At 63.6% G+C, this 23,146-nt stretch carries 20 protein-coding genes and 3 pseudogenes; 7 read left to right on the forward strand and 16 right to left on the reverse strand.

Annotated elements, in window-relative coordinates:
* Positions 1-404: pseudogene (locus ACLMAL_RS26190) on the forward strand (DNA-directed RNA polymerase subunit beta); the annotation flags it as partial.
* A 122-nt stretch (positions 405-526) separates the two neighbouring features.
* Here the strand turns inward: ACLMAL_RS26190 and ACLMAL_RS26195 are convergent.
* Positions 527-712: a hypothetical protein gene (locus ACLMAL_RS26195; RefSeq protein ID WP_412001507.1), complete on the reverse strand. Its 186-nt coding sequence runs from the start codon at positions 710-712 to the stop codon at positions 527-529.
* Positions 713-844: 132 nt separating this feature from the next.
* On the opposite strand from ACLMAL_RS26195, the gene ACLMAL_RS26200 reads away from it, so the two are divergent.
* Entirely contained in the window at positions 845-2,125 is a 1,281-nt protein-coding gene (locus ACLMAL_RS26200; RefSeq protein ID WP_412001508.1) for an MFS transporter, read from the forward strand.
* A 348-nt stretch (positions 2,126-2,473) separates the two neighbouring features.
* Here ACLMAL_RS26200 and ACLMAL_RS26205 read toward each other — a convergent pair whose 3' ends face one another.
* Positions 2,474-3,283: an alpha/beta fold hydrolase gene (locus ACLMAL_RS26205; RefSeq protein WP_412001509.1), complete on the reverse strand. Its 810-nt coding sequence runs from the start codon at positions 3,281-3,283 to the stop codon at positions 2,474-2,476.
* Between the two features lie 277 nt (positions 3,284-3,560).
* On the opposite strand from ACLMAL_RS26205, the gene ACLMAL_RS26210 reads away from it, so the two are divergent.
* Entirely contained in the window at positions 3,561-4,289 is a 729-nt protein-coding gene (locus ACLMAL_RS26210; RefSeq protein WP_412001510.1) for a helix-turn-helix domain-containing protein, read from the forward strand.
* Positions 4,290-4,807: 518 nt separating this feature from the next.
* Here ACLMAL_RS26210 and ACLMAL_RS26215 read toward each other — a convergent pair.
* The 3 genes from ACLMAL_RS26215 to ACLMAL_RS26225 form a co-directional block, all read right to left on the reverse strand.
* A complete protein-coding gene (locus tag ACLMAL_RS26215; RefSeq protein WP_412001511.1) occupies positions 4,808-5,101 on the reverse strand; it encodes a hypothetical protein in 294 nt (97 codons plus the stop codon).
* 595 nt (positions 5,102-5,696) lie between these two features.
* A complete protein-coding gene (locus ACLMAL_RS26220) occupies positions 5,697-6,422 on the reverse strand; it encodes an aspartate/glutamate racemase family protein (RefSeq protein WP_412001512.1) in 726 nt (241 codons plus the stop codon).
* Positions 6,423-7,168: 746 nt separating this feature from the next.
* Positions 7,169-8,494 carry an amidohydrolase family protein gene (locus ACLMAL_RS26225; RefSeq protein ID WP_412001513.1) on the reverse strand — a complete coding sequence of 442 codons (1,326 nt, stop codon included), beginning with the start codon at positions 8,492-8,494 and terminating at the stop codon, positions 7,169-7,171.
* Between the two features lie 138 nt (positions 8,495-8,632).
* Between ACLMAL_RS26225 and ACLMAL_RS26230 the strand changes: the two genes are divergently transcribed.
* On the forward strand, positions 8,633-9,532 hold the full coding sequence (locus ACLMAL_RS26230) for a LysR family transcriptional regulator (RefSeq protein WP_412001514.1): 900 nt from the start codon (positions 8,633-8,635) through the stop codon (positions 9,530-9,532).
* Between the two features lie 8 nt (positions 9,533-9,540).
* Here ACLMAL_RS26230 and ACLMAL_RS26235 read toward each other — a convergent pair whose 3' ends face one another.
* Positions 9,541-9,675, reverse strand: coding sequence for a hypothetical protein (locus ACLMAL_RS26235; RefSeq protein ID WP_412001515.1), 135 nt, complete (start codon positions 9,673-9,675; stop codon positions 9,541-9,543).
* A gap of 362 nt (positions 9,676-10,037) precedes the next feature.
* Positions 10,038-11,024: a hypothetical protein gene (locus ACLMAL_RS26240; protein WP_412001516.1), complete on the reverse strand. Its 987-nt coding sequence runs from the start codon at positions 11,022-11,024 to the stop codon at positions 10,038-10,040.
* A gap of 584 nt (positions 11,025-11,608) precedes the next feature.
* Here ACLMAL_RS26240 and ACLMAL_RS26245 point away from each other — a divergent pair.
* On the forward strand, positions 11,609-12,769 hold the full coding sequence (locus tag ACLMAL_RS26245) for a hypothetical protein (RefSeq protein ID WP_412001517.1): 1,161 nt from the start codon (positions 11,609-11,611) through the stop codon (positions 12,767-12,769).
* A 40-nt stretch (positions 12,770-12,809) separates the two neighbouring features.
* Here the strand turns inward: ACLMAL_RS26245 and ACLMAL_RS26250 are convergent, their stop codons facing one another.
* Complete coding sequence (locus tag ACLMAL_RS26250) at positions 12,810-13,145, reverse strand: helix-turn-helix domain-containing protein (protein ID WP_412001518.1); 336 nt, start codon at positions 13,143-13,145, stop codon at positions 12,810-12,812.
* Between the two features lie 235 nt (positions 13,146-13,380).
* Here ACLMAL_RS26250 and ACLMAL_RS26255 point away from each other — a divergent pair, with 235 nt between their 5' ends.
* Together ACLMAL_RS26255 and ACLMAL_RS26260 are read left to right on the forward strand one after the other, a co-directional pair.
* Entirely contained in the window at positions 13,381-14,325 is a 945-nt protein-coding gene (locus tag ACLMAL_RS26255) for a hypothetical protein (protein WP_412001519.1), read from the forward strand.
* Entirely contained in the window at positions 14,322-14,807 is a 486-nt protein-coding gene (locus tag ACLMAL_RS26260) for a hypothetical protein (protein WP_412001520.1), read from the forward strand. The genes ACLMAL_RS26255 and ACLMAL_RS26260 overlap by 4 nt, the downstream gene beginning before the upstream one ends.
* Before the next feature lie 142 nt (positions 14,808-14,949).
* On the opposite strand, the gene ACLMAL_RS26265 is transcribed toward ACLMAL_RS26260, so the two are convergent.
* The 8 genes and pseudogenes from ACLMAL_RS26265 to ACLMAL_RS26300 form a co-directional block, all read right to left on the reverse strand.
* The gene (locus ACLMAL_RS26265) at positions 14,950-15,189 is read right to left on the reverse strand and encodes a DUF6508 domain-containing protein (protein ID WP_412001521.1); all 240 of its coding nucleotides are present in this window, start codon (positions 15,187-15,189) and stop codon (positions 14,950-14,952) included.
* A gap of 190 nt (positions 15,190-15,379) precedes the next feature.
* Positions 15,380-15,757, reverse strand: a complete 378-nt coding sequence (locus tag ACLMAL_RS26270) for a hypothetical protein (protein ID WP_412001614.1) — start codon at positions 15,755-15,757, stop codon at positions 15,380-15,382.
* Between the two features lie 23 nt (positions 15,758-15,780).
* Positions 15,781-15,969: pseudogene (locus tag ACLMAL_RS26275) on the reverse strand (class I SAM-dependent methyltransferase); the annotation flags it as partial.
* Positions 15,970-16,462: 493 nt separating this feature from the next.
* The gene (locus tag ACLMAL_RS26280) at positions 16,463-17,668 is read right to left on the reverse strand and encodes a helix-turn-helix domain-containing protein (RefSeq protein WP_412001607.1); all 1,206 of its coding nucleotides are present in this window, start codon (positions 17,666-17,668) and stop codon (positions 16,463-16,465) included.
* 1,002 nt (positions 17,669-18,670) lie between these two features.
* Positions 18,671-19,039: pseudogene (locus ACLMAL_RS26285) on the reverse strand (TniQ family protein); the annotation flags it as partial.
* Complete coding sequence (locus ACLMAL_RS26290) at positions 19,036-20,076, reverse strand: ATP-binding protein (RefSeq protein WP_412001608.1); 1,041 nt, start codon at positions 20,074-20,076, stop codon at positions 19,036-19,038. The pseudogene ACLMAL_RS26285 and the gene ACLMAL_RS26290, both read right to left, overlap by 4 nt.
* An 80-nt stretch (positions 20,077-20,156) precedes the next feature.
* The gene (locus ACLMAL_RS26295; RefSeq protein ID WP_412001522.1) at positions 20,157-22,346 is read right to left on the reverse strand and encodes a Mu transposase C-terminal domain-containing protein; all 2,190 of its coding nucleotides are present in this window, start codon (positions 22,344-22,346) and stop codon (positions 20,157-20,159) included.
* Positions 22,346-23,116, reverse strand: a complete 771-nt coding sequence (locus tag ACLMAL_RS26300; RefSeq protein ID WP_412001523.1) for a TnsA-like heteromeric transposase endonuclease subunit — start codon at positions 23,114-23,116, stop codon at positions 22,346-22,348. Before ACLMAL_RS26300 ends, ACLMAL_RS26295 begins: the two co-directional genes overlap by 1 nt.
* Positions 23,117-23,146 lie beyond the last annotated feature (30 nt).

A 23,146-nucleotide genomic window follows, 5' to 3' on the forward strand; every position in this document is an offset into this window, starting at 1 on the left:
CGACCGGCCCGTACTCGATGATCACCCAGCAGCCGCTGGGTGGTAAGGCGCAGTTCGGTGGCCAGCGCTTCGGCGAAATGGAGTGCTGGGCCATGCAGGCCTATGGCGCGGCCTACACGCTGCAGGAACTGCTCACCATCAAATCCGACGACATCGTCGGGCGCGTGAAGGTCTACGAGGCGATCGTCAAGGGCGAGAACATCCCCGAGCCCGGCATCCCGGAATCGTTCAAGGTGCTGCTCAAGGAACTCCAGTCCCTGTGCCTCAACGTCGAGGTCCTCTCTGCCGGCTCCGCCATCGAATTGCACCATGGCGACGAGGACGAGCTCGATCGCACCGCCGCCAATCTCGGAATCACACTGTCCCGCAACGAATCCGCATCAGCCGACGACCTCCCGAGCTGATCAGCCTTGCTGAGTCGCGCACCGGATCCGCGGTGCGCGACTCTGCGAGACATGCACGGGTGTAGCTGTCACTATGAAGCGGTTCTCGCATCTGTCGCACGCAGTGTCATAGGCGTTCAGCCTCAAAGTTGGTGTCCTTCCCTGCGTTCGGCGAAGGGATTCCGGAGCCTCGCGGTGTGGCGGGTTGTCGATCGCTGCTCCCATTTCGTGGGGACCGCCTGCTGGGTGATCGACAGCGCTGCGGCAGATTCCTGGAACTGGCCGGCGTCCGCAGCGGCGACGAAGGTGCGCACGGCGTCGAGATCCACGCAGCAAAGCCTACTCGCACAACCTAAGGTTGTGGCTCGCCGTCGGCTCGGTTGTTTGATTACGCCCCTTCGGCCTTGCTTTGATCGCAGCGATCAACAGTGAGTTGTTCGAAGCGGGAGGTGCGGAGCTTGGTGGCCAGAGGATCCTTGGGTCGGCAGTTCGGATGGCTGTGGACGGCATACGCAGTCAGCGCCTATGGCTCGGGGGTGGGATTCGGTGCGTTCCCGCTGATCGCCGTGCTGGTGTTGCACGCCGGCCCCGTGCAGGTGTCCACGTTGTCAGCGGTGGGGCCGGCAGTGGGTGCGCTGATCGCGTTGCCGCTCGGGCCGTGGGTGGAGTTTCGCCGCAAGCGGCCGGTGATGATTGCGATGGACCTGGCGCGGTTCGCGGTCATGATGACGATCCCGGTCGCCTACGCCTTCGGTCGGCTCAGTTTCGTCCAGTTGCTGGTCGTCTCGGCCGTGGTCGCCGCGGCCAAGATCGCCTTCGGCGCGGCGAGCGGCGCCTACCTGAAGGCCCTGGTCCGGCCCGAGGACCTGCTCGCGGCCAACGCGCGGTTCGAGTCGACGATGTGGAGTTCCATCGCCGTCGGGCCGCCGCTGGGTGGGGCGGCGATCGGCCTGTTCGGGCCGGTCACCACTGTGGTGGCCGACGCGCTGAGTTACCTGCTCTCCGCGCTGGGGGTCACGGCGATTCGCGGCCGAGAAGAACACCCGCAGCGAACCGACAAGCGCCGGATCCGGGCCGGCGAGTTGCTCGACGGCTGGCGGCACCTGCTGGCCCATCCCGGCCTACGGGCGCTCTACCTCAACCACCTGCTCGTCAGCGGACTGATCATGGCCACCGAGCCGCTGTTGGCCGTGCTGCTGCTGCGCCAGCTCGGGTTCCCGCCCTGGCAGTACGGCCTCGCCTTCGCCGCCCCCTGCGTCGGCGGACTCATCGGCTCACGTCTTGCCAGCCGTGTCGTGGCGCGGTATGGCCAACACCGGATCCTCCGTGCAGTCGGCACGCTGCGCGCGGTCTGGCTGATCGGCCTGGCCTTCGTCCAGCCCGGTGTCGCAGGCCTCGCGACGGTGATCGCTGTCGAGCTCGCGATCATCATCAGTATGAGCCTGTACAACCCGGTACTGGCCACCTATCGACTCGAGCACACTCCCAACGACCGCATCGCTCGCACCCTGTCGGCCTGGTCGATCAGCAGCAGCGCCGCCATCGCCATCCTCAGCGCGCTCGGCGGACTGCTTGCCGCCGCCACCAGCCCGCGAACGGCTATCACGGTCGCAGGACTGCTGATCCTCGCCAGCCCGCTGCTGCTACCCCGCCGCCAGGATCCTGCACTCGGACCCGAGTTCGAGCTGGCAACAGCCCGTGTCCACCCACCGGCAGCAGACGTTTCGCAGGGCGTCGAGTAACGAGGCACCAACAGCTCGATCGTGGTTGCAGCTCAGTCGGGCACGACCTCCGTGGGATCCGGCATTGCCGATGAGATTCCGCCACGAAATTCGGAATCTACATGTTGGGCTCGACGCCCGGTGTCATCTGGGAGCTCGAGCACAGCGATCGCCGAATTCAGCAAGTTGTCTGGACGCGCGATAAGGCGCATGTCAGTGCAACCGAGCTCGAGGGGCGGGTTCGGATCCAAGCATCGTCGGCGCTGTGTCAGACCGACGTCACGTGGAAGACCCGCCACGCTGCCGGGTCACGGGGTCCGGAAAGGGGGGACCCCGTGACCCGCTGGGGCTGGGTGGGTCGAGATCGCATCAGGCGGCGTCGAGGGCTGTGGCGGTCTGGCGGACGGCGTCGGCGACGGCTCGGAAGTCCTTGCGCAGGATGTGGGAGTGGTTGCTCGCGACTTGCGTGCTGACCTGGATGTTCGGGTTGGCGGCGAGGACCGGATCGAGTGAGGCGCGCACGGCTTCCATTTCCTCTTGGCTGCCGCCGAGGTTGCCGCCGGTGGCCAGGACGTAGCGCATCGGGCAGCTCACGCGGTCGAGGACCGGTGCGAGGGCGGCGTGGAGTTCGTTGGCTTCGATGTTGATTTCGGCGTGTTGGTCGGCGGTCATTCGCGCGGCCAGGCCCAGTGGGCGTGCTACCGGCATCAGCCATCGCATTTTGTGGAACAGGTTCCGGATTCGTTCGCGGGCTTGTTCGCCGGTGATGCCGTAGGGCATGGCGCCGTCCACGGATACCACCGCGGTGATGCGGTCGGGGTTGCGGTCGGCCCAGTGTGCTGCGAGCAGTGCACCGTAGGACCAGCCCACGAGAATTGGTTGCTGTGCTCCGGTCGCTGCGAGGACGGCATCGATGTCTCGCAGGCACGCTTCGAAGGAGTAGTCGGTCGATTTCTTGGATTTGCCGCGGGCTCGCTCGTCGTAGGTGATGTGCCGGTATTCGGTGCCGAGTTCGGTGATGACGTGTCGCCAGTGTTTCTGGTCGGCGTAGGAGCCGTTGAGGTAGACGATCGGGCGGCCGGGGCCGCCGGTGTCGGTGACGGCCAGTGCGGTGTCGTCGACCGGCACCATGCCCGACCAGGTCGAGTGGGTGGAGTTGGACGTAGTCGGGTTTCGCATTGTCGATCTCCTTGTGTGTGGTGTTCGGTCTGCGAGATCCGGCAATGTTTGGGGATCTCTGAACGACTGCAAAGTTACATTGCGTTCAGAGTTTCGTCAACACATGAATTGGCTTGTTCCTCCAGCTCCACGCGACATACTGATTGTCTTTGCAATGGTCGTGGTGGTGAATGCAATGGTTGTGTTGGTTCTTTCTTTGCAATGGAGTTGGTGTGAATGCATACTGGCTGCGGGTGTGCGGGCGCCGCGCATGTCGATAGATGGGAGACCGGTACCGATGCCTGGAGGCAGACTCACCGATGAGGACCGTCGGTCTATCGCTGCGGGGTTGGCGGAGGGGCTCGGGTATGCGGAAATCGGTCGGCGTCTGGAGCGGCCTGCGTCGACGATCATGCGGGAGGTCACCCGCAACGGCGGACCCGACGATTACCGGGCGGACCAGGCGCACAAGGCCACACGTCAGCGTGCGCGCCGGCACAAGCAGGTTCAACTTCCGCCGCCGCCGATCCCCGATAGCGGCCATGGGCGCGACCCCCAAGCGGTCCAGGACTTCACAGAATCCTTCACCGCCCTCCTCGTGCAGCAGGGGCTGCCCCGGATGGAGGCCAGGGTGCTGACCTGCCTATACATCACCGACTCGGGCGCTCTCACCGCCGCTGAGCTGGTCGGGTGGCTTCGCGTCAGCCCTGCCTCTGTCTCGCACGCCGTCGCCTTCCTCGAACAGCAGGGAATGCTCAGGCGGGAACGAGTTCCCGGCGGGCGTCGCGAACGCTACGTCATCGACGATGAGATCTGGCTCCGGAGCCTCCTCGCAGCTCTGCAGATGAACAGCGCCCTGGCGGCCGCATCGCAGCGCGCAGCCGAGATTCTCGGGCCCACAACCCCGGCGGGCGCCCGCTTCGAATCCTCCGCCGAGCTCCTGCTCCTCGTGAGCGAGGCCTACCGACAGGCCATGGAGCAGTGGCGGCAGAGCCTGGCCGCCCGCAGCACCGAGCAACAGTCATGATCCTTCGCTGAGCGGCGGTCACGCATAGTGTGGCCACCGCAATCTGTCTCAATTCCCCGGCATTTCCGCGGCCGACATCACGATGCGGGCCGGGGGTTGCTCCCGTAAGACATCGCGAGAGGATCCGTCGAACAGGACTGTCGAAGCCATTCCAACAGGACGGACGGCGCTAGGGGCTTTGTCCGCGTGGCTCCGCCGCAACAGGGCGATCGGGAAGTAGCCCATGGACACGGCAACAATCGGCGCGGCGCGCACCGCACAGTAGAACGCCGTCGCCGCCGGCCAGAACAATCCGCATTTTCCTCAGTCCGGACAAGCTCTTGGCAGCGCGTCAGTCGTTAGTTGGCGGTCGGTCGCGTGATCGTCCCGCCTCCTCCGCCGAGACTCGTTTCCCGAGGATGCCGCAGGCAGCAGGCAGCTTCTGATCGCTGCGCTCGCACACCACCGGGATCGTCCACCCGGCCAGGGTGACGCGCCAGGCCAGCGGGGGTGTCCTGCTTACACGGGGTCGGGCAGGGTCATCTAAACCCCGGGGTGATACCGGGAACCGGGGAGCCATAGCCGGGGCTGACCTGCCCTGGGCCGCTGTTGATAGGCGGCGCGATCCGCTTCCAGGTGCCGTCGGATTGGCAGACCTGGTCGGAGCCGTCGGGATGGTGGACCTTGCCGCCGACGTCGTAGGTGGTTCCGCTCGACGTACAGAAGTAGGCGCCAGTCCCGCCCGGATTCGTCCTTTGGTCTGTGTGGGCAACTCCGGCCGAGGCGCCGATCAGGCCACCGGCGATGAGCAGGGAGGCGGTCAGGGCCTTCATTACGCGGCGTGTACTCAAACTCGTCCTTCGTTTGCAGTGTGTGTCCCCTCGAGTCTTGGCCAAATCGGTTGAGGTACCTAGGCACCCTCGGGTGTCGATCCGGCACCCCCGCGAGGACGCGCCCGCCGGTGAAGGGGTTACCTGCCCGCGGTCCGGTGTCGGCCGCCTGCGGTGTCCCCCGTACGAAGAGCTGTAGGTTCTTACCACCCTTGGCATCTCCCGAAGCTACGACGAGTGGCTGTCCGGGTTGTCGCAACGATGTGGCCTCGTCGTCTGTCGCAGCAGGCAATCGGAATGTGCATCTGTCACCGAATTCCGCAGCACCCGACGGACTTCCGGATCGAACAGCCAGTCGCGCCGATACCCCGCCAGGAACCGGACGTTGCCCAGCTCAACCGGATCAGGCTCACTCCAGACCTTGTCGCGCCGGCCGCGGGCCTTCACCAGTGCCTCCGTCCAAGGCCAATTGGCCAAGTCGCGGCGATGGCGCGCCGAGGGAAACCGATGAGCACCACCCGAATCGAGTGATGGCCGTGGCATGGAACGACCTGCCGCGGATGTCATGGCGTGTCGAAATCGTTGGCGGACAACGACCTCAGTCGATGGCGCCGCCATACCAAGTCGGAAGCGGGCGCGCCCCGATGGCGACCTGGTGGGCGGCCGTAGCGAGCAGGCGAGTGGAATCCAGTGTGGGCAAAGGCGATACGTCCGGCGTCACCAACAGCGGGATCTCGGTACAAACCAGGGCGACGGCGTCACAGCCCAGACCGTGCAGGCGGTTGATGATATCGAGGTAGCGCTGCCGGGATACGGCCGTGAACACTCCTTCGCACAGTTCGGTGAAGATGATGTCGTTGATCAGGCGGCGCTCGTCGGAGTCCGGAATCTCGGCGTCGATTCCCTTGGCCGCAAAGACACGCGGGTAGATCGGGCCGGTCATCGTGTACTTGGTACCCAGCACGCCGACCCGCCGATAACCCTCCGCGGCCGCCTTTTCCGCGACGATTTCGGCGATGTGCAGACCCGGCAGAGCCAGGTCTTCGCCATCGGACTCCAGCGCCATATGCGCGGTGTTGTCGGGGCAGACGAAGAATTCGGCTCCGGCGTTGGCGAGGCGATCGACGCTGGTGGCCAAGGTCTTTCGAATCGCGCTGTGATCACCGGCCTCCCACGCGGGCATGCTGCGGCCCATCGCGATGCAATCCAGGGTCACATCGGCGTGCTCGTGCGTTCCGAGATCGCGGGCACCCTCCTGCGACAGCGTCCGCAAGCAGAGCGCCGCGCCTTCGATACTGTGCGCCAAGATACCAACATGCCTCATCACGCTGCTCCTTGTTCGCGCCGATTCATGCCGTCCATCTTCGGCGGCGATCATCCATTCTGAGCCTGTTTCGACAAGACCGGTCGGTCGCCCGTCGCCACCGAACCAGCAGTGGTCTCGTGCTGGGTCACGGGGCGCCAGGCGCGGTAAGCACGCCGATGAGAGCGATAAGGGCCAGACCGATCTCGAGGTAGCGAGCTGAGTCGAGTATCGGCGGGTCGCCCAGGCGGCAGGAAGTTCTCGACGCCGACGCCGACGCCGACGCCGACGCCGACCGCGACCGCGATCATGGTCAGGTAGATCCAGCGCACCGGGGATCCCTTGACGAATGGTCAGCCGCAGCAGCACACTCACGACGGCCCGGCGCTCGTGCCTGCCGAAACGGAACGCGACCTGGACTGCATCGACAGTGGCCGACCGTCGAGACCTCGATGCCCTCGGCGCCGCCACGCTCACCACCGGATCCTCCTGCCCTGCACCGTAACTGGCGAGGACCATCCACCTACCGGTCAGTGGCGGGAGCGGAATCTCAAATCATGGCCGACTGGCCAAGTTGTGGCCAATCATTCTGCCGCGGTCGGGGACGACGATGCCAGTTGCGCGCGCCCATGCCCGTACTTCGGCGGTGGGCGGCGATCCGGTGGCGGGTGCGGCCGGAGTCTCGGGGACGGGTACGCCAAGGCGTTGCCTCCGACGGCGCTGCCGCCGGCCACATCTGGGCGGTCCATGAGCTACAGGATCCGCGTTCAGGGGGCCTTCCTCGGGTCGAAGTCGGACCAGCGTTCGCGCACGGCTGCCACGACCTTGGCGACCTGGGCGTCGAAAGCGTCGAGCTGCTCAGCTTCGGCAGTGCTCGCGACGAAGGCGCGTCGATCGCAGGCTGCGCCCGCGCGCCATATTCGCTCGATCGCTCGTGTTGCGGTGATGTCCGTCAACGGGTTACCGGACACGAGGACCAGGTCTGCGCGCTGCCCGGGCGCGACACGTCCTCGGTCGGCGAGGCCGAATACTCGTGCCGGTTCGGATGTGGCAGCGGCCAGGGCCTGCGCCGGGCTGATGCCGCACTGGACAAGGAGTTCCAGCTCCCGGTGCAGGCTTGCTCCGAACACGGTCCCTGGGTTCGGGGCGTCGGTGCCCGCCAGCAGAGTGACCCCCGCATCGGCCAGTCGCCGCACGTTGTCCTCGGCCCGCGAGTAGGGCGGCATTTCCCGGCCACGCCATCCCGAGGCACCCGAGGTCAACCGGCGTGCCCAGGCGTCCCCGAGCGCCGCAGCGAGCCGCGGGTCCCCTACCACTGCTGCACCACCCGGTTCACCGAGGGTGTTCTCGATGGTGGCCAGCGTCGGACCGACCACGATTCCGGCCTCGGCCATGCGTTCGACCAGGTCCTTGTCCAGCTCGGCGTCCGCAGGGACGTGGGCCACCACGTCGACACCGGCGGACACGACCTCCTCGAGACCGGCCGTCGAGCTCACGTGAGCGACGACGACCAATCCGCGGGCGTGCGCGGCAGTGACCAGTGCCTTGATGGTTTCGGAGTCCAGCGACGGCCATAGACCCCCGGTGCCGGAGATGATCTTCAGATAGTCCGAGCCCTCCGCGATTCGTTCCGCGACGAACTGCTCGGCCTGGTCAGCGGCGGTCAACGTGGGGAACGGGGCGTACATCATCGACGGGTGCCCGCCGGGCGCGGTGGCACCGACACCCGAGGAACGCACATCGGCCACGTCCGGACGGGAGCCGGCCTGCTCCTTGGCCCTGGCCACCAGGTCGAGTTTGCTGAACATGTCGAGAACGGTGGTAACGCCGAAGGTCAACGATTGCGCGAGGGCGCCGGGAACGAGGTGCACGTGCGCGTCGATCAGACCGGGGAGCACAGTCCCGCCACCCGCGTCGATCACTTCGTCGCCTTCTTGGGCGGCCGAGGGGGCCGAGCACTCGGTTATCAGGCCGTCAGCGAACCGGACCGAAGTCCAGTTCTGCGACTTTGTCCCGTCGAATACCTTCGCGTTCACAATCGTTGTTGCCGCGGCCCGCCAGCGCCCCTCTGACACATGCACCGGTTCCACCATGCTGACTCCTTCCACGCTGGTTGATGACGTCTGCTTGCACGCTCTATTCCAGCCGGTCTCACCAGGGCCGATCAACGACCAACCCAGCCATGAAACAATCACCAAGAGGAATTGATCGAGGCGAGGAGGGCAGTGGCGATGGAGGTCCGGCAGCTGCGCTATTTCGTCACCGTCGCCGAATGTGAACACTTCGGCCGGGCCGCGGAGGCCCTGCACATCGTTCAATCCGCGGTAAGCAAGCAGGTCGCGCGGCTGGAACGCGAACTCGGACTGACCTTGTTCGACCGGTCCCACCGTCGGGCCCGGCTCACGCCGGACGGCCAGGCATTCCTTGTCCACGCGCGCCGCGCGCTACGCGGCATCGACGGTGCCGCTGCTGCGGCCGTCGACATCGCCGCCGGTAACACCGGTTTACTGCGGATCGGCAGCAGCGTCGCATTCAGCCCTCGTATCGAAGCTACTCTTGCCGCTGTCCGTGACGCCCACCCCGGCATCACGCTCCAGGTGACAAGTTCCGCCTCAACGACCGGTCAGCTCGCCGCCCTCGCCGCTAACGACCTCGATGCCGCATTCGTGGCAGCGCCACCGGACACCCCGGGCGTGCGGGTTCATCACCTCTGGGACGAGCCGCTACTGCTGGCCGTCCCCGCCGCATACGCCCGCACCGCCAGCAACCTCGCCACGCTCGCTGAGCTCCCCCTGGCCCGATCCGCCCGCGCCGAGAACCCCGGCATCTACGACCTGTTTACGGCCGCCTGCCAAGCGGCCGGGTTCACCCCCCGCGTGGGGCCGACTCTGACCCGAGTCCAAGACCTCCTTGCCGGACCCGTTGCCTCCGGAGGGTGCTGGACCCTGCTCCCCGCCGGCGTCGTCTCGCAAGACTTCACCGCCGTCGCCCTCATCCAGCCCGACCCACCGATCCGCGTTCCCGCCGCACTCGCACTACCCGACCCCACATCTCGCGCCTCCGCGCTGAGCCTGCTCGCCGCTGCACAGACCAGAACCGCAAGCAAGCAGGCGCCGTCGAACGGTAGTTGACTCTGCAACTACCGGTCGACTCGCACCCAGTGGAACTGATCGACAGCTTCTTGCTCGCGGCTCGCCGGCCGGAACTCGATCTCGGTACAGGCGGCGACATCGGAATCCATTGCCGCGCAGTCGAACCCCTTCTTGCCTGCCAAACACTTGCCTCCTCGCCCTTGGCAGGGGCCTGCGCCAGAGACCGCTGCGGCGAGCCAGAGTAGCCGCGTCATACAGAGATAGCCAATAGGCTATTGACTGGCCATATTCATTGAGATTTGGCCATTTTCATTGAGACCCTACAAAATGCTGTAGGGTCTCAAAAGACATGGCCAACGCCGACGCTCTGACCTGCGGCTTCTTAGTGTGTCTCACAACGTGGCCACTGTGATCTGTCTCAAAAACATGGCCATTCTTCAAACGCAGTTGGCAAGTCGGCGATCGCTATTCACGCATGTCGCCCGAGGGTTCTGGAAGTCGGAGTATTACACCTGGGGTGTTTCGTCACGTGATGAATTACGGTCTACCAGTGGCCTGTTCTGAAGCCGGCGGGGGTGCGGGCGATTCTGAGGCCCCCGGTGAGTTCGGGCAGCGCATTGAGGATGTGGGTGATCACGTCGCCAGCGGCGCGCGCGGTTTCTTCGTAGAACGCGCGGGCGTCGGTGACGACGCGTTCGGGCAAGCCGTCGGCGGCGGTGTAGCGGGCGGTGCGCGAACCGTAGCGGCGGCCGGTCACGTTGCCTGCGGCGTCAAGTATGTCTCTGGCGCTACCAGTGTGGGGGTCGACTCCAGCGATGTAGGGGTGTTCGCGTCGCAACCGGTGGAAGTTCTCGGCGCGGTGGCCGAACGCGTTGTCCCACGCGGGTGAGGCGACGAGCTCGTCGAGGCGGTCGAGGATGGCGAGGATGGCGTTCGCCGACGGGTCCGCGACGGCGCGCAGGGCGCTGATCTTGTTGGCGTTGAGCGGAGGCCACGCTTCTTGGTCGACGGTCTCGAACGGGATGTAGTTCGGCCCCGACCTTTTGAGATGGTTGTGGTCGGCCATGCGGGCGCGAGTGTCGTCGTCGGTGCGCATGACGCGGGCGACGAGGTTGATGAGGCGATGCGCGGCGGCGACAGTGGTTTCGACCAGGGCGTCGGCGAAGAACCGCTGCCCTAACCTCATTCCGGCTGGTTCCTTGGCGGCGCGGACGGCCTTGTCATGCCACATGATCTCGACGGTGGCCGCGGCCCCGAGCATCAACGTTTCGGCGATCGACCCTGCCAGGGCGCAGGTTTCGCGCCACTGTGATTTCGACACGGGCACGGTGAAGCTGGGTTCGAAGTCGGCGCGGCGGTAGAGCCACAGCTGGTCGCACACGTCATGGACCCAGGCGATACCGAGTTCGTCGAACGTGGGTGCGGACAGGGTGGTGCCGTGCGCGGCCAGGTAAAACAGTTGGGTCCACGCAACCTGTTCTGGCGGCGGGGTCTCACCGTCGGTCGAGGTCTGGCCGTCGGTGTGGCTCATCAGTGCGGGGTCCTTCCTTCGTGTCGGAAAGGATGGACCCTACAACCAGTTGTTGCGGCGTATGCACTGATTTTTGACGGTCGGCCGGTCGCGTCCGGCATAGTCCGGTGCGGTTGCTGCGCTGTGGAGACCAGGCGCAGAGATCGCGCCCACGAACTGCTGGCCGCGCTGTTCCCCGAGGGCATCTATTTCGCACATACCGGATCGCGGTGGATGCGTGCGACCAGCATCGCATCAGTACCTGGCCGCGTAGGGTCCTGGGTCGGCAGCGGACTGCGGGAGAGGCGTTCGAAGCCGAACTGGCGCGGTGAATCCGACATTGCGCTGCGGTGACGGGGCCGAAACGCCCAGATCTGACTGGGCCGCGCCCTGGCCGGTAATGCCGACGGGTTTGGCTCGCCGGCTGCGCCTCGGTCTGCGGCACTGTGCAGTTCGGCCAGGTGCTGTCCCGGTGTAACGGCCCCGTCATTATCTGTATGAACTACACGACGTCAGAAGATGTGGTGCAAAGGAAAGGTGTAGCTATGCGGAAGTCGAGGACGTGGCACGCGAAGCCTCCACACCCGGTACAGACACGCCTCCATATGACGGTTGCGTCGGCTTCGACCTCCAGTGACATAGCGCTTACTGATGAAATTCGACAGTGCAAGTCCGCACTGCTCTACGCCGATAACGTCAAGCTCGTCAGTCCGCGTGCAGCTCTGATAGGATCCGTCGCCGCAGTGCGAACAATGTCTGATTTAGATCGCCTGCGGCTCATCGTTGAAGTTGCACCCATATATGCGCCTGATCAAGCACACATTCTCCATGAAATCCTTGTTCAGATCGAATCACTTCCTCCAGGAAACCAGTTGACAAGCCCTCAGCGTCGCGCACGACGAGAGGCTATATCGAACTTCTTCGAACAATTTCGCCCAGTGATTGACCTCATTCTGGCGAAAGCTCACGAAAGCGTCGAACAATCCAAATTCAGCGAACTTGATACTGCGATCGACGCCGGCTTGCTCACCATCGATCCGCTGGCAGGAATGGACGTAGGGCATACTGACCGTCCTGAGCGGGAATCTCCAGATATCGCGCTCGAATACATTGAACGGGTCGGTCAGATCCTTACTGACGATGATACCTATCCGCTTTTCGACAACTTGACGAGCGATATCGTCCGCTTCGGCGTCGACGGAGGGATCTTCGTTCCGGTTTCATCGTCACGGACACGTGGCCGGGACGCATCGATGGCCGACGGACTGTTCGATAGGCTGCCAAATTTCGAGCACGCAACCATCAGCGAGATACTTGACATACGAACGGAACTACGCAGCCCGTTACTAAGGTTCAGGCAAGGTGTTCGGGATATATCCAAGGACATTGAAACCGCCCCTGAGAATACCGACTTCGTTCACTACATAGAAGACGCCTGGACCCACAAAGTCGCTCCAGCACTGGACGAGATTGAAGAAGTCATCCAACAGAACACAGGTCTTAGAAGTTTGATGCGAAAAGCCATCCAAGACGCCGCTGGTGCAGCAGGAGTCCTGGGAACCGGCAGCATCGTCGTTGCCGCAGGTCCAGCTGCGGGCACCGCTGCAGCAGCGACTCTGCTACTCGGCGGCGCTGGAGCAACCCTAGGGGGCTTCACTCTTGCTGGCATCCGAGCATTCCTGCAAGAGCAGGAAGCAATCCGCTCAGCTACCGGAACCCAATTCTATTTTCTGTATGGGACAAACTCACGACTCGCGCCACGCTGACGGCCGCCTAAGAGGCTCCCGAGGAAGCTTCTCCGGCTACTCACGCGCGAGTACCGCGCTTCTTCGGTGCCTGGACCGCTGGTGAACCGGTGGCTTTTGTGTCGGCCGCCAGATGTTGCTCGGCGTCAGCGAGTAGTGCTGATGGTGTGGTTGTCAGCGCTTCTGCCAAGTCCCACAGTCGATCGATCTGCACGCTGCTGTTGCCCAGCTCGATACGGGCGATTACAGGTCTCGATACGCCTGAAGCGGCGGCCAGTTCGTCCTGATTCATCTTTGCCGCCTCGCGGGCTCGCCGAATCGCAGCGCCGACCGCGTCCCGCCTCATCTTGCGCACCTTCCTTTGTTGCGGAGACAGCGAGGCTTCCGGTACGGGCATGGCCGCATCATCGCACGGCGTACCCGCCTCGACCTTGCATCAGCCGCGCGGAACGAGAAGTGCATCGCGTCCGAGCATATCGCACGCGATACAAACAGCATGTAAAAGATGGTGACACGCGGGGCAAAATGCGACTCGCGAGAAGGGGAAGATGCCAGGCTGTGACGCGTCGATTGCTGGGGGGCGCGGGGGCCACCGTCTATCACCTCATCAGGTGTTCGAATGAGCGGAAGGAATGCAGTTGTCGACGTCGATCGTGAAGGGTGCCGCCAAAGGCGCAGATGCCGAGGCCGAAACATGGCTGGCGACAACCGATCTGGCTGATGATCCAACGGCCGCCATACAGTTGTCCCGAGCGATCACACCGGACCGGTACGGGTTCGCAATCCGGCGTCCGCTGGTTCTGGACTCGTCGGACGACCGGACCAAGATCGTCCTCGATTTGCTTCGCGCCAAACAGGTTCCTACCGCCGATGCGGTCGATGCCCTGGCACGGAGTTCTCATAACAGTCGGAAAGGCGCCACGCCGACAGCCTGCGATGAGCAGATCACACACGCCAAACAAATCTTGCAAGCTGAAGGCGACGCGCTGGGTGCCGAACTGTCCTCGGCTATCACGCTGCACCGAATCGACCAGAATCACGGCCCGACATGGCAGCAAGCATGGGCGTTCGATGCGGTCAGCAACTGGTGGACTCCCCTCGTGGGCAGCACGCCGCCGTTCAAACCGATCGGGCGGACCGCTTTCGCGATGCTGCACAGTGCGGGATGGCTCGCGTCGAATCAGACCGCACGCTCATTGTGCCCCGGCCGCCGCTTCTACGTCCGCTTCTACGGTGACCACGTTTCGCGGATGTCGCCCGAGGTCGTCGGCTTCGCCGTCGCGGTATTCATCAGGAACTACTGTCGAAGCAATGACGACTGCAGTCCGACTTGGGCTGCCATCGCCGCTTCGGCGACCGATCCGATGGGCGTCCCGCTGTTTTTCAACGCCACCGATGCTCAGGCACAACAGCTTTGGATGGTCACTCAAGGGTGGGTACGTCTCGATGACAATGGTTGCCTGTGCCGCGGCGATCGCGCGAAGGCCGAAGCGCGCCGCCGCACCGACCTGAAAGCGAAGCACCGTAGCGCTCGCATAACAACAGCGGTGGGGTCAACCGGCGAGCTGAGCGAATGAGGCTCGGCAGTCGGGTCGGTGAGATCTTGCGGCCGTCGCGGTCGCAGGATCGAGGGTTGCAGAAGGCTCAGGAACGGATAGGTCCCGACGATGGGGACCTGCATCGGTTCGTGATCCGCAGCCTCAAAGAGTGGGTAGCGGCGCTCGGTGAACAGCCAGCCGGAGTTCCGGTGTGGCGATTTCCTTTGCGTGCCTTCGAAATCGCCGTCGACATGGCGGGAGTCGAGCCCGAACCCGACGCGACACCTATATCTGCGGAGTTATGCCTGGAACTGCTGGCCTATACCCCTATCCGGCTACGCAGCTGTGACGGGGTAGAAATCACGACCTGCGCCGCGCAATGGGCGAGTGACACTGGGCAGACTCTCCTCGAAGTGATCGGAGATTTTGAGAACGAGCACAACAACGGGGAGCTTCGGTGGGAGCAGATGGACGGCGACGGGGTTCATGTCTCCGCTACCATCCGCAGCAGTCAGCCCTAAGTAGCCGGCCAAGCATTCGACGGTTGACCGAAGGGTGCGGCTTGCAGGCTGAGTGCCCGACCCCCCGCGTGTTGGTGGGTCGGGCGACTGCACGAAGCCTGAATACCGCTTCATCGACCACTCCAATTTGTAGTACTGGTTGTCACTGGTTCGCTTGCTGCTCATGCCAGGTGCGCAGCCGTTGTAGAGCGGAGGGCAGGGCGCCGTCGCCCAGTGCCGCGAGGATCGTGCCATCGTTGAAGTGCTCGGCACGGACCACGGCGGTGAGTGCGCCGGCGGCATCGGCGACCGGGGCGGTATCCACGCCTTTACCGCCCGGGTAAGCACTCTTTCTGTCCCATTTCTTCCACGGGAAGCCCACGATCGCATCAACGCGATACACAAGGTCTGGGTCATTCGAGGGATCGCGTCGCTGTAGTCGAGGTGATCGCGTCGCAAGGGGTCGGCCAGGGGCCAGGATTCAACTGCCGCCAAGGGGTCCACATTCGGGTTCTGGCACGAATTTGGTAATCGCCGATGGGGATTGGCGACGTGGGGCTTCGTAGGGCGAATTCTGAAGTTGCGGTGTTCGTTCAGTCCGACCGCTTGCAGGACAGAGCGAGCATGGTGGGAATGGTGCTGAACCAGCGTTGATAGTCGGTCCATTCCTCCTCGGGGATGTCGGTGTGGGGCAGGCTCGGTGGTTCGTGCATGCCGGTGATCACTAGCCCCTTGTCGGTCAGTTGATCGACATACCAGCTCAGCGGCCGGTGGTAGTGGCGGTGTCCTCCGAAGGAGCCGATCCACCGTGTCTCGTGTCCGAGGTATCCGGTGACTTTTCGGTAGCGTTCGCCATCAGGGGTCTCGTCGACGATCGTCCGGCTGAAGAACGCTGGGTGCAGGATCGAGAAGACGAAGATTCCTCCGCCCTGTAATGCCGACGCGACGTCAGCCAAAACGCGGTCCAGCACGGGGGGATATCCATGAGCACCATATGAGCAACGATCCGGTCGTAGCGCTGGTGTGGGTCAGGCAGCCCCTGCGCGAGATCGTGCTGCTGGAAGGCGATCTCGGGATACTGCGACCTGGCGGTGCGAAGCAGCTCCTCACTGCCGTCGATTCCGGTCACGCGCCCGCCCGCTTGCCGCATCTGATCGGACAGCCAGCCATGACCGCATCCCATATCCAGGACATCGAGGTTCTCGATCGAACCGAGTCGGTCCCATAGGAACCCGTGGATGCGTCGATAGAAGCTGTCCGCGGGGCCGGACACTGTGGTGACGTAGCTGGGGGGCGGCAGCGTCCCAGAGGCGTAGATCTTCGGAAGAGTTGGCCACCCACTAATCTTGCCGGTGGGTTTCTCAGTCGCTCAACAGGATTCGATTCCCCAGCAGTTCGGGCTTGGCGCAGCCGACGATCTGCCATTTGAGCATTTTGATTCGATTGACGTGGCCTTCGACGGTTCTGCGGCGCGGTGAGCGCGCGAAGCGCGAAACTCGCCGTCGTGCCGACTTGCGGAAAGGTGCCGCAGGACTACATGCGGCCTGACCCGGGCCGGGCATGTTGGCGAAGGCAGGTCCCGAACGCTGGCGGTTGCACGGCGACCGCCAGCAGATCTGCTGCACGTTTCCTCGTAGGCATAAGTTGATCCTGGATTATTCTGGTTCATGGCCCGATCATCGGCGGTCGTGGTCGGCGACCTCGATCGCTGTCAGTACTTTGTCCCCGAGTGCCGTAGTTGTCATAGGCCGATTGCGTTCGGCGCGATTGAGGAGAGCCCCACCGAGGTCTCGTTCGAGTCGGTTGATCTGGTTGACGAGTGTGAACTGATGAATGCCCAGAGCTTGGGCGGCCGCGGTGAGTGTGGGATAGCTTGCTGCCGCCGCGAAGCGGCGTAACCGTTCCCAGCCACCGATTCCTGTCAGGGCTGGCTGCAGGTTGATCGGTGCTGCAGCAGCCTCCAGGCTTGCGTTGAGGTTCGCGGAGTGGCTGGGCCCTCCTCGTGATCTCATCGGAATTTCGTGGAGTTTCGCCCAGCGCGCCATGCTGGCCGGGCTCATACCGGTCTCTTGGGCGAGGTCGGGCAGTGCCCGTCGCTGGTTGACGTACTGGTCGTAGAGCCAGTCGCGGTCGATCCGGATCTTCGCGTACTGCCGAGGCTCGCGCAGCGGTATCTGATAGTCGCGGGCGAGTCGCGCGATGACCTTATGGCTGACGCCAACGCCATCTGCTATGTCCCGCAAACTGATTCGCTGGTGTTGATAAAGGTCGACAAACATCTCCCTCGTTAGCGTGTGTCTTGCAGACATATAGGCATGCCCCCGTGTCCGTGCCTCAGCAGCTGTCGTGGGCTGTTGCGCAGGCGCGGGATTGATCTCCAAGAGGTGCCTGACCGCACTGAGGGTGGTTTTGAGGACGGCGGCGGCCTCGCCCAGTGAGTGATCCTGGTGGATCAGTTGATGCAGCTGGTCGATATCGATTCCCGCGGGATCAGGTCCCGGCAAGTGAAGACCTTTGAGAAAGCTAGTTGATGGTTGCCAGGTAACGGGCTCGTCGTAGATGCCTTGGTGCGCAAGGAATTCCGTCGCATGCTCATGCAACGCTGCAATCAACTCGGGTGTGAGAGTACGAGGAAAGTCTGCAGTCTTGGAGCGGAACTCGTTGTCATCCAGCGCAGATGGTGCGGAATCGTTGTGTAGCCCGCTGAGTTGCCCGAACAGAAAGCTTCGCGCAACCCGGGCACGCGCTGAAGTGGGTCCAGGCGTGCCGGTAGCGCGGCACGTAGCTGCCCAGACACGATCGGGCAGTAGGTCTGAGTAGTCGAGTTCCCGCCGTCGTTGATAGTCGATCGGGATGTCGTTCTCAGCGACATAGTCCGCCATCAGTGTAAGCGCGGACCGCATCGCACCATCTGCGTCGTGGCCGGTGAGCAACTGGAGGAACCGAGAGACTCCCTGCCCTGTCAGTGGGCTGCCGAGCAGCTGGGTTGCCTCTTCGAGTCGCAATCGTGTCCCGACCAGTAGCAGGGCAGCAGATGCTGCAGGCCGGATTTTACGCTGATGGGAGCCGGGTACCGACAGCGGAAGTGACCATGACGGCCATAACATCGTCGGGGTCCGGCGCGCGAGTTGTTGGGCGCGAGCCGTTCCTGATGCGGGGCGGCTCGGCATCGGCGTAGTTGTGCGGTACCGCAGTTGATCACTGGGTTTGAGCATGGGGGCGAGCGACGCCAGCTGTGCGGCGGTCAAGATGGGACTAATCCGATTTCCCCACGCAATATTGGTTGCGGTGACTGCCAATCCGCGGTCCCGTGAAGTTTCTACGAGATACCGCAATGCGTTCCCGGCTGCGGCCGTGTCAGGTGTGTTCAGCGCTGCCACTGCAACTGTTACGCCAAGGGCCGCAGTGGCTGCCCGTTCCGGTGACGCCAAACCTGGATCGGCTTCGCGGCGCGTATAGGCGTCAAGTAGATCGTGTGGAGCAACGAGCCTGAGCTCCTCGTCCGAGGCGTATAAGAGGGCACGGCGTGCTACGGCCCGCACATCAGACAACGCCGCAATGGCTGGCTGGGGGTTGGAGGTGTAGAGCCCGAACGACGCTGTGCCCGAATCGATCACACTGTGGACCAGCTGTTGCGCGGTCAGGACCGGATGGTCCTCAGGGAACTGCCTTGCCGCGGCTGCGGTCAAGTCTCCCCCGCAGCGGCTCGGTGATCGGCCGTAGGCCCCTTCGTCAGGGTTGCCGCAATGTCCGGGTTTGGGGATCACCTCACCTGAGCAGGGCCGAAGACGTTGCGGCCGATAGCATTTTGTGCAGTCGTCCACCAACAAGCAGCGGTGACGAAGGCAAGCGAACGTCCAACCCAATCGCCACGTGAGTTGCCAGCGGCCGCCGGTGTCTGCAAGGCAATGTGGGCAGTATCGCGAGCCGCGTCTGCGACTCCACGGAAATGCATGGCTTACTCGGCCAACGTGCGAGTCGATGCGGACGCCTCTGCCGTCATAGCGGGCCAGCGTCATCGCCGCAAGGTCCTGGACATCGACCTGTGTTGCCTGGGAGATCGACTCGGCGTCTTGGGGATCGAGTTGGATGACCCACTGTTTGGCGTGCGCCTCTCGTGGGCGGCCGGCGATCGCGACGACGAGGTCACCCCAAGCGGTGTGGGTGCGCCCGGCCAGCGCTTCTAACCATGAATCGAGCGCTTCCCCGGGAACTGGCGCGACTCGGATAGGTAGTTGTCGAATCGCTGTCATCCCGCATGCCGCGCGCTGGTGTGGGTGGTGAGGCGTCCTGCATTGAACGCGGTCTCGAGCTCGGTGCGGGCCTTGTCGGATGCAGCGTCGTTTTTCACCCTGTCCAACAGCTCAGTGTCTAGCCGTTCCTGACCGGTGCGGACAGCGCGTTGGCAGCCCCGGTTTATGAGAGTCATCAGCGAGCCGATGTGCCCGGTGGATCGAGCAAACAGGTAGTCCGACAGGTCGTCGGCGATCATCCCAGGATATTTGTCCGCCAACACGATCCGTTGCTCGATGGCCAACAGCATCCGCCGCCACTCCCGGCGGCTCGCAGGGGTGTCGATGGTGAACGGGCGGGTGTCGAGGCGAGTGGTGCGCCGTCCAGTCTGAGCGATCACTGCGTCCTCGTAAGACGACCCTTCGGAGAAGAGCCCGCGTGCCGCCAGACCCACCCCGACGAATATCATCGTCACCGGGAACTCGTTGGCGATGTATTTGAAGTGGTTGCTGATCTCCACCCCGGAGGTGTTGCGCCACCGCAGAAAATGCAGGTCATCGACAATGAGGACCCGGGTCTCACACGCCAGCATGCAGTCCAGGGCACGGTGGGCGAAATGCGCCGCGCTACCGCGCGACATTCCCGGGTGAGCGTAGAACGACAGCATGGCCCGGTTGAAGTCGACCATTCCTGTGTTGCCGGTGAGGCCGACACGGCATATCGGCCAGCGTTCATGACCGTCGTCGGTTTCTCCGCCCTGGGCGCGAATCTCGCGACGATGAAACTCCCTGGCGAACGCGAGAACCGAGGTTGTCTTGCCCAACCCGGGGAACGCGTCGATCGCGATGGCACCCTTGGCCTTATCGCCATCGTGCTCGTTGCTGTCGACGATGTCCCACAGGTCTTCGTGTAGTTCGCTCAACTGGGGTGTTTTGATCGGGCCAAGATTAGCGTGCCATTTGCGTCGCCACAGGTTGTACTCCTCGGTAGCCTCGTCGTTCAGCGCCTCTAGCGCGCGGCGTGACAGCAATTCCGGCGGAACACGGTCCGGCGCCATCGCGAACTGCTGAAAGCCCTCCTTGCGGGCCAGAGTCAAATTATCCAGCCGCGCCCCATCAGGTACTGCGGCTCGTGAGTTCACACGTCCTCCAGCGCGTCTGCATAGTAGTCGTCCTCATCGAAATCGTCTGTGGCCAGATCGTGGTCGTCGAACTCGTCGTCGTCCCCGGTTTCACGATCACGCTCGTCGGCCGCTTCGCGGAGATCGCGTGTGCCGGGGTCGTCGTCCAGGTTGACCTCATCGGAGGCCAGTGCCAACACCTTTGCCAGCGACGGCAAGGCACTCACTTCGTCGACCGGCTCCGCGTCGACCAGAATCTGGGTTTCTCGCGCCATCCGCAGCGCCATCCGCCGCTCGACCGCCGAGGACCCCAGCCCGAGGTTCCACCGCTCCAAGAGATCGGCCATCGCCAGCCGATCATCGGGATAGGTGTATTTGGCCGCCGCCAGCTGGCGCGCGAACTTCAACGCGTCCTCGCTGAACGGCATGTCCGAAGTCGGTGCATGCTCCCACATCAGCACATGCCATTTTCGGGTTTCCGGGTCCCGGAAGTAGGCGCGGGTGATGTCATCGGGGTGGTAGTGAATCGGCCAGCGCCCCGGGGCTTTTCCCGTGTATGGGCTGGTTTGATTGCGGTAAGGATCCAGTCCGGCCCCGTTGTAGCGACGCTTGCCGAATTCGACGCCGTAGTGCTGGATGCTGCGCCACTCGACCTTGAGGAACTCATACCCCAGATCCGGATCCCTGGGGACCTCGATGTATCCGGCGCGGGCCAGTCCGTGCTCGAACATCGCTGCCGGCGACATCCGCAAGTCGGGGACCTGCGGGTCGACGAGGCTGGAGTGTGGGCGATGGTGATACACCGTCGCGACCCACTCGCGGATGATCGCCTCGAGTTCGTCGAGGTAGAAGAACGCTTCACTCTCAGGGTTCACGCCGCGCGAGTGCAGGTCGGGGCCCTTGTAACCCGGCAGGATCTGCAGCAGATCCTCACGGATCGTACGGAAGAACCGCTCCACGGGGCCCTTGTCACGCCCTGTCCGCAACCTGGCCGGCTGAATCGAGATCCCCATACGCTGGCACACGCTCGTCAGGTGCTCAGACACATAGATCTTGCCGTGGTCGACGACGATCGTCTCCGGCACCATAGCGGGATGTGCCGCCGCTTTGATCGGGCCGTCGATGACCTCGGCATCGATCAGAACCGACTTCGGCAGCCCATGCTCCGGCCATACCGCGTGTGCGGGCCACGATTCGCTCGCTGGGCGGGGCCGAAACGACTGGAACAAGGTGGCCGCCCCGTCCACCGACTTGGTTGATACCGGCGTCACCCGGATCCCAACAACACAGCGGGTGTACCAGTCCATGGCTACGGTCATCTCCGCCTGAACCCATTGCAGCGTCACAGGATCCATCGCGAAAACATCCAAACGCGTGGTGTCCATCATCAGATACTCGCCTGGCCGTGTCGGGCGTAGCTTGCCGTACACCCCGCCTGGCCTGGTAGCGATGTCGCGATTGCGTTTCGTGCTCAGCCGGAACAGCGGGTGGGTGCGTTCGAGTTCGTCGAGTACCCGGAAAGCCGTTGCCCGAGAGGGTATCTTCACCGCACCTTCGCCGAAGCGAGCCCGCACCCGAGCGTTGGTCTGGATGATTACCATCGACTGCGACGGACGCGAAGTCTCAGTGTGTTCGGCCATCACCTCTAAAGCCGTTTGCACCCAGCGTTTGTCGTGGTCGCGATCGTCGAACGGCCTGCGGCCGGTCGTTTTGGACTCAACGAGGCCCGCCTCACCGGACTCACGGAAGTCGGCGACCCAACGGCGGACGGTCCGTACCCCGACACCCAGTTCGGTGGCTTTTGCGGTGTAGCGAGCTTGCAACGACAACGACGGGTCGTACTCTGCGCGGGGCTCGCCCACGGCGGGCAATTCCGCCGAACCTGATCGATACCCTGTCAGAACCTCGCGAACATGCGCCGCACGCTCGAGGGTGTGGGAACGCTCGTGATCGGGCAGTGCGGCGAGCGCGACATTGGCCTCCACGATTTCGTCGTTGGAAGTGGGTCCGTCCTCGGTGGGTATCACTCGAAGGTCATCAGACAGTAACTGGCGCAACGCGATTCGGCGTACCTCGCGGCAATGGGAACCGATCTTGACTACGACGTCAGTGCCCGATGATGTGATCACCAACTCGATCACCTCGGCGACCTCGCCGTCGTGAATCAGTCGGGTTCCTACACCTAACCGGACTCCCGCTCGTACCACTACCTCACCTCGATGATGCTGCTGGACTTAAGCTTCTGAGATACATCCACAACGAACTCCTGCCGCCACAGCAGATGCAGCAAGCCAGCGCGAGCCGCATATGCAGAGACCGCGGATGTAGATTCCGAGGTACACCGGACGATTTCGGCGAAGGTCATCCCTGAGGTTGCCGAATCTCGCAGTGCCGCAAGATTCTGTTCATTGAACAACCACTCACGCCGGTAACCAGCGAGGAACCGTATGTTGGCGAGTTCCACAGCATCAGGCTCGCTCCACACTTGATAGCGCCATCCTCGAGACTGGGCCAGACGCCGAGTCCAGTCAAAGGTGAACTGCACCTTGGGGACAGCCAGCCGAGATGCCGGCTTCACATCGACGACGATTGGGCCATGCTCTGTGAGCAGCAGGTAGTCGGGTACATGCCGTCGTAGTTGTCCGTCGATCTCAGCGCGCAATAGGAATGGTTGTGCGACTATGCATTTCACCGAACGATCGAAGTCCGCGAACAGAAGACGTGTCAGCTCGAGGCGGGACTCGTAGATTACGTGTGCCTGCTGCGTCGCTGACCAATAGGTGCCAGAGTAGTGCCGCTGGCCGTAGTACCAGCGAAAAGTCCTCCAGGGCAGGGCAGTTGCCAGCGTCTCGACACTAGTGCTGGCGAAGGGACTCACAACTTCGTCGCCGCTATCGGCGCCCCGGAACACGACCTCGCTACCGGGATCCGCCGCGAAATCGGCTGCAGCGCGGACATATTCGACAGTGTTCGCCACCCTCACCCCTCATCGTTGCCGCCAGGCGAC

This window comes from Nocardia sp. CWNU-33 (assembly GCF_046764895.1).
Lineage (GTDB): Bacteria > Actinomycetota > Actinomycetes > Mycobacteriales > Mycobacteriaceae > Nocardia.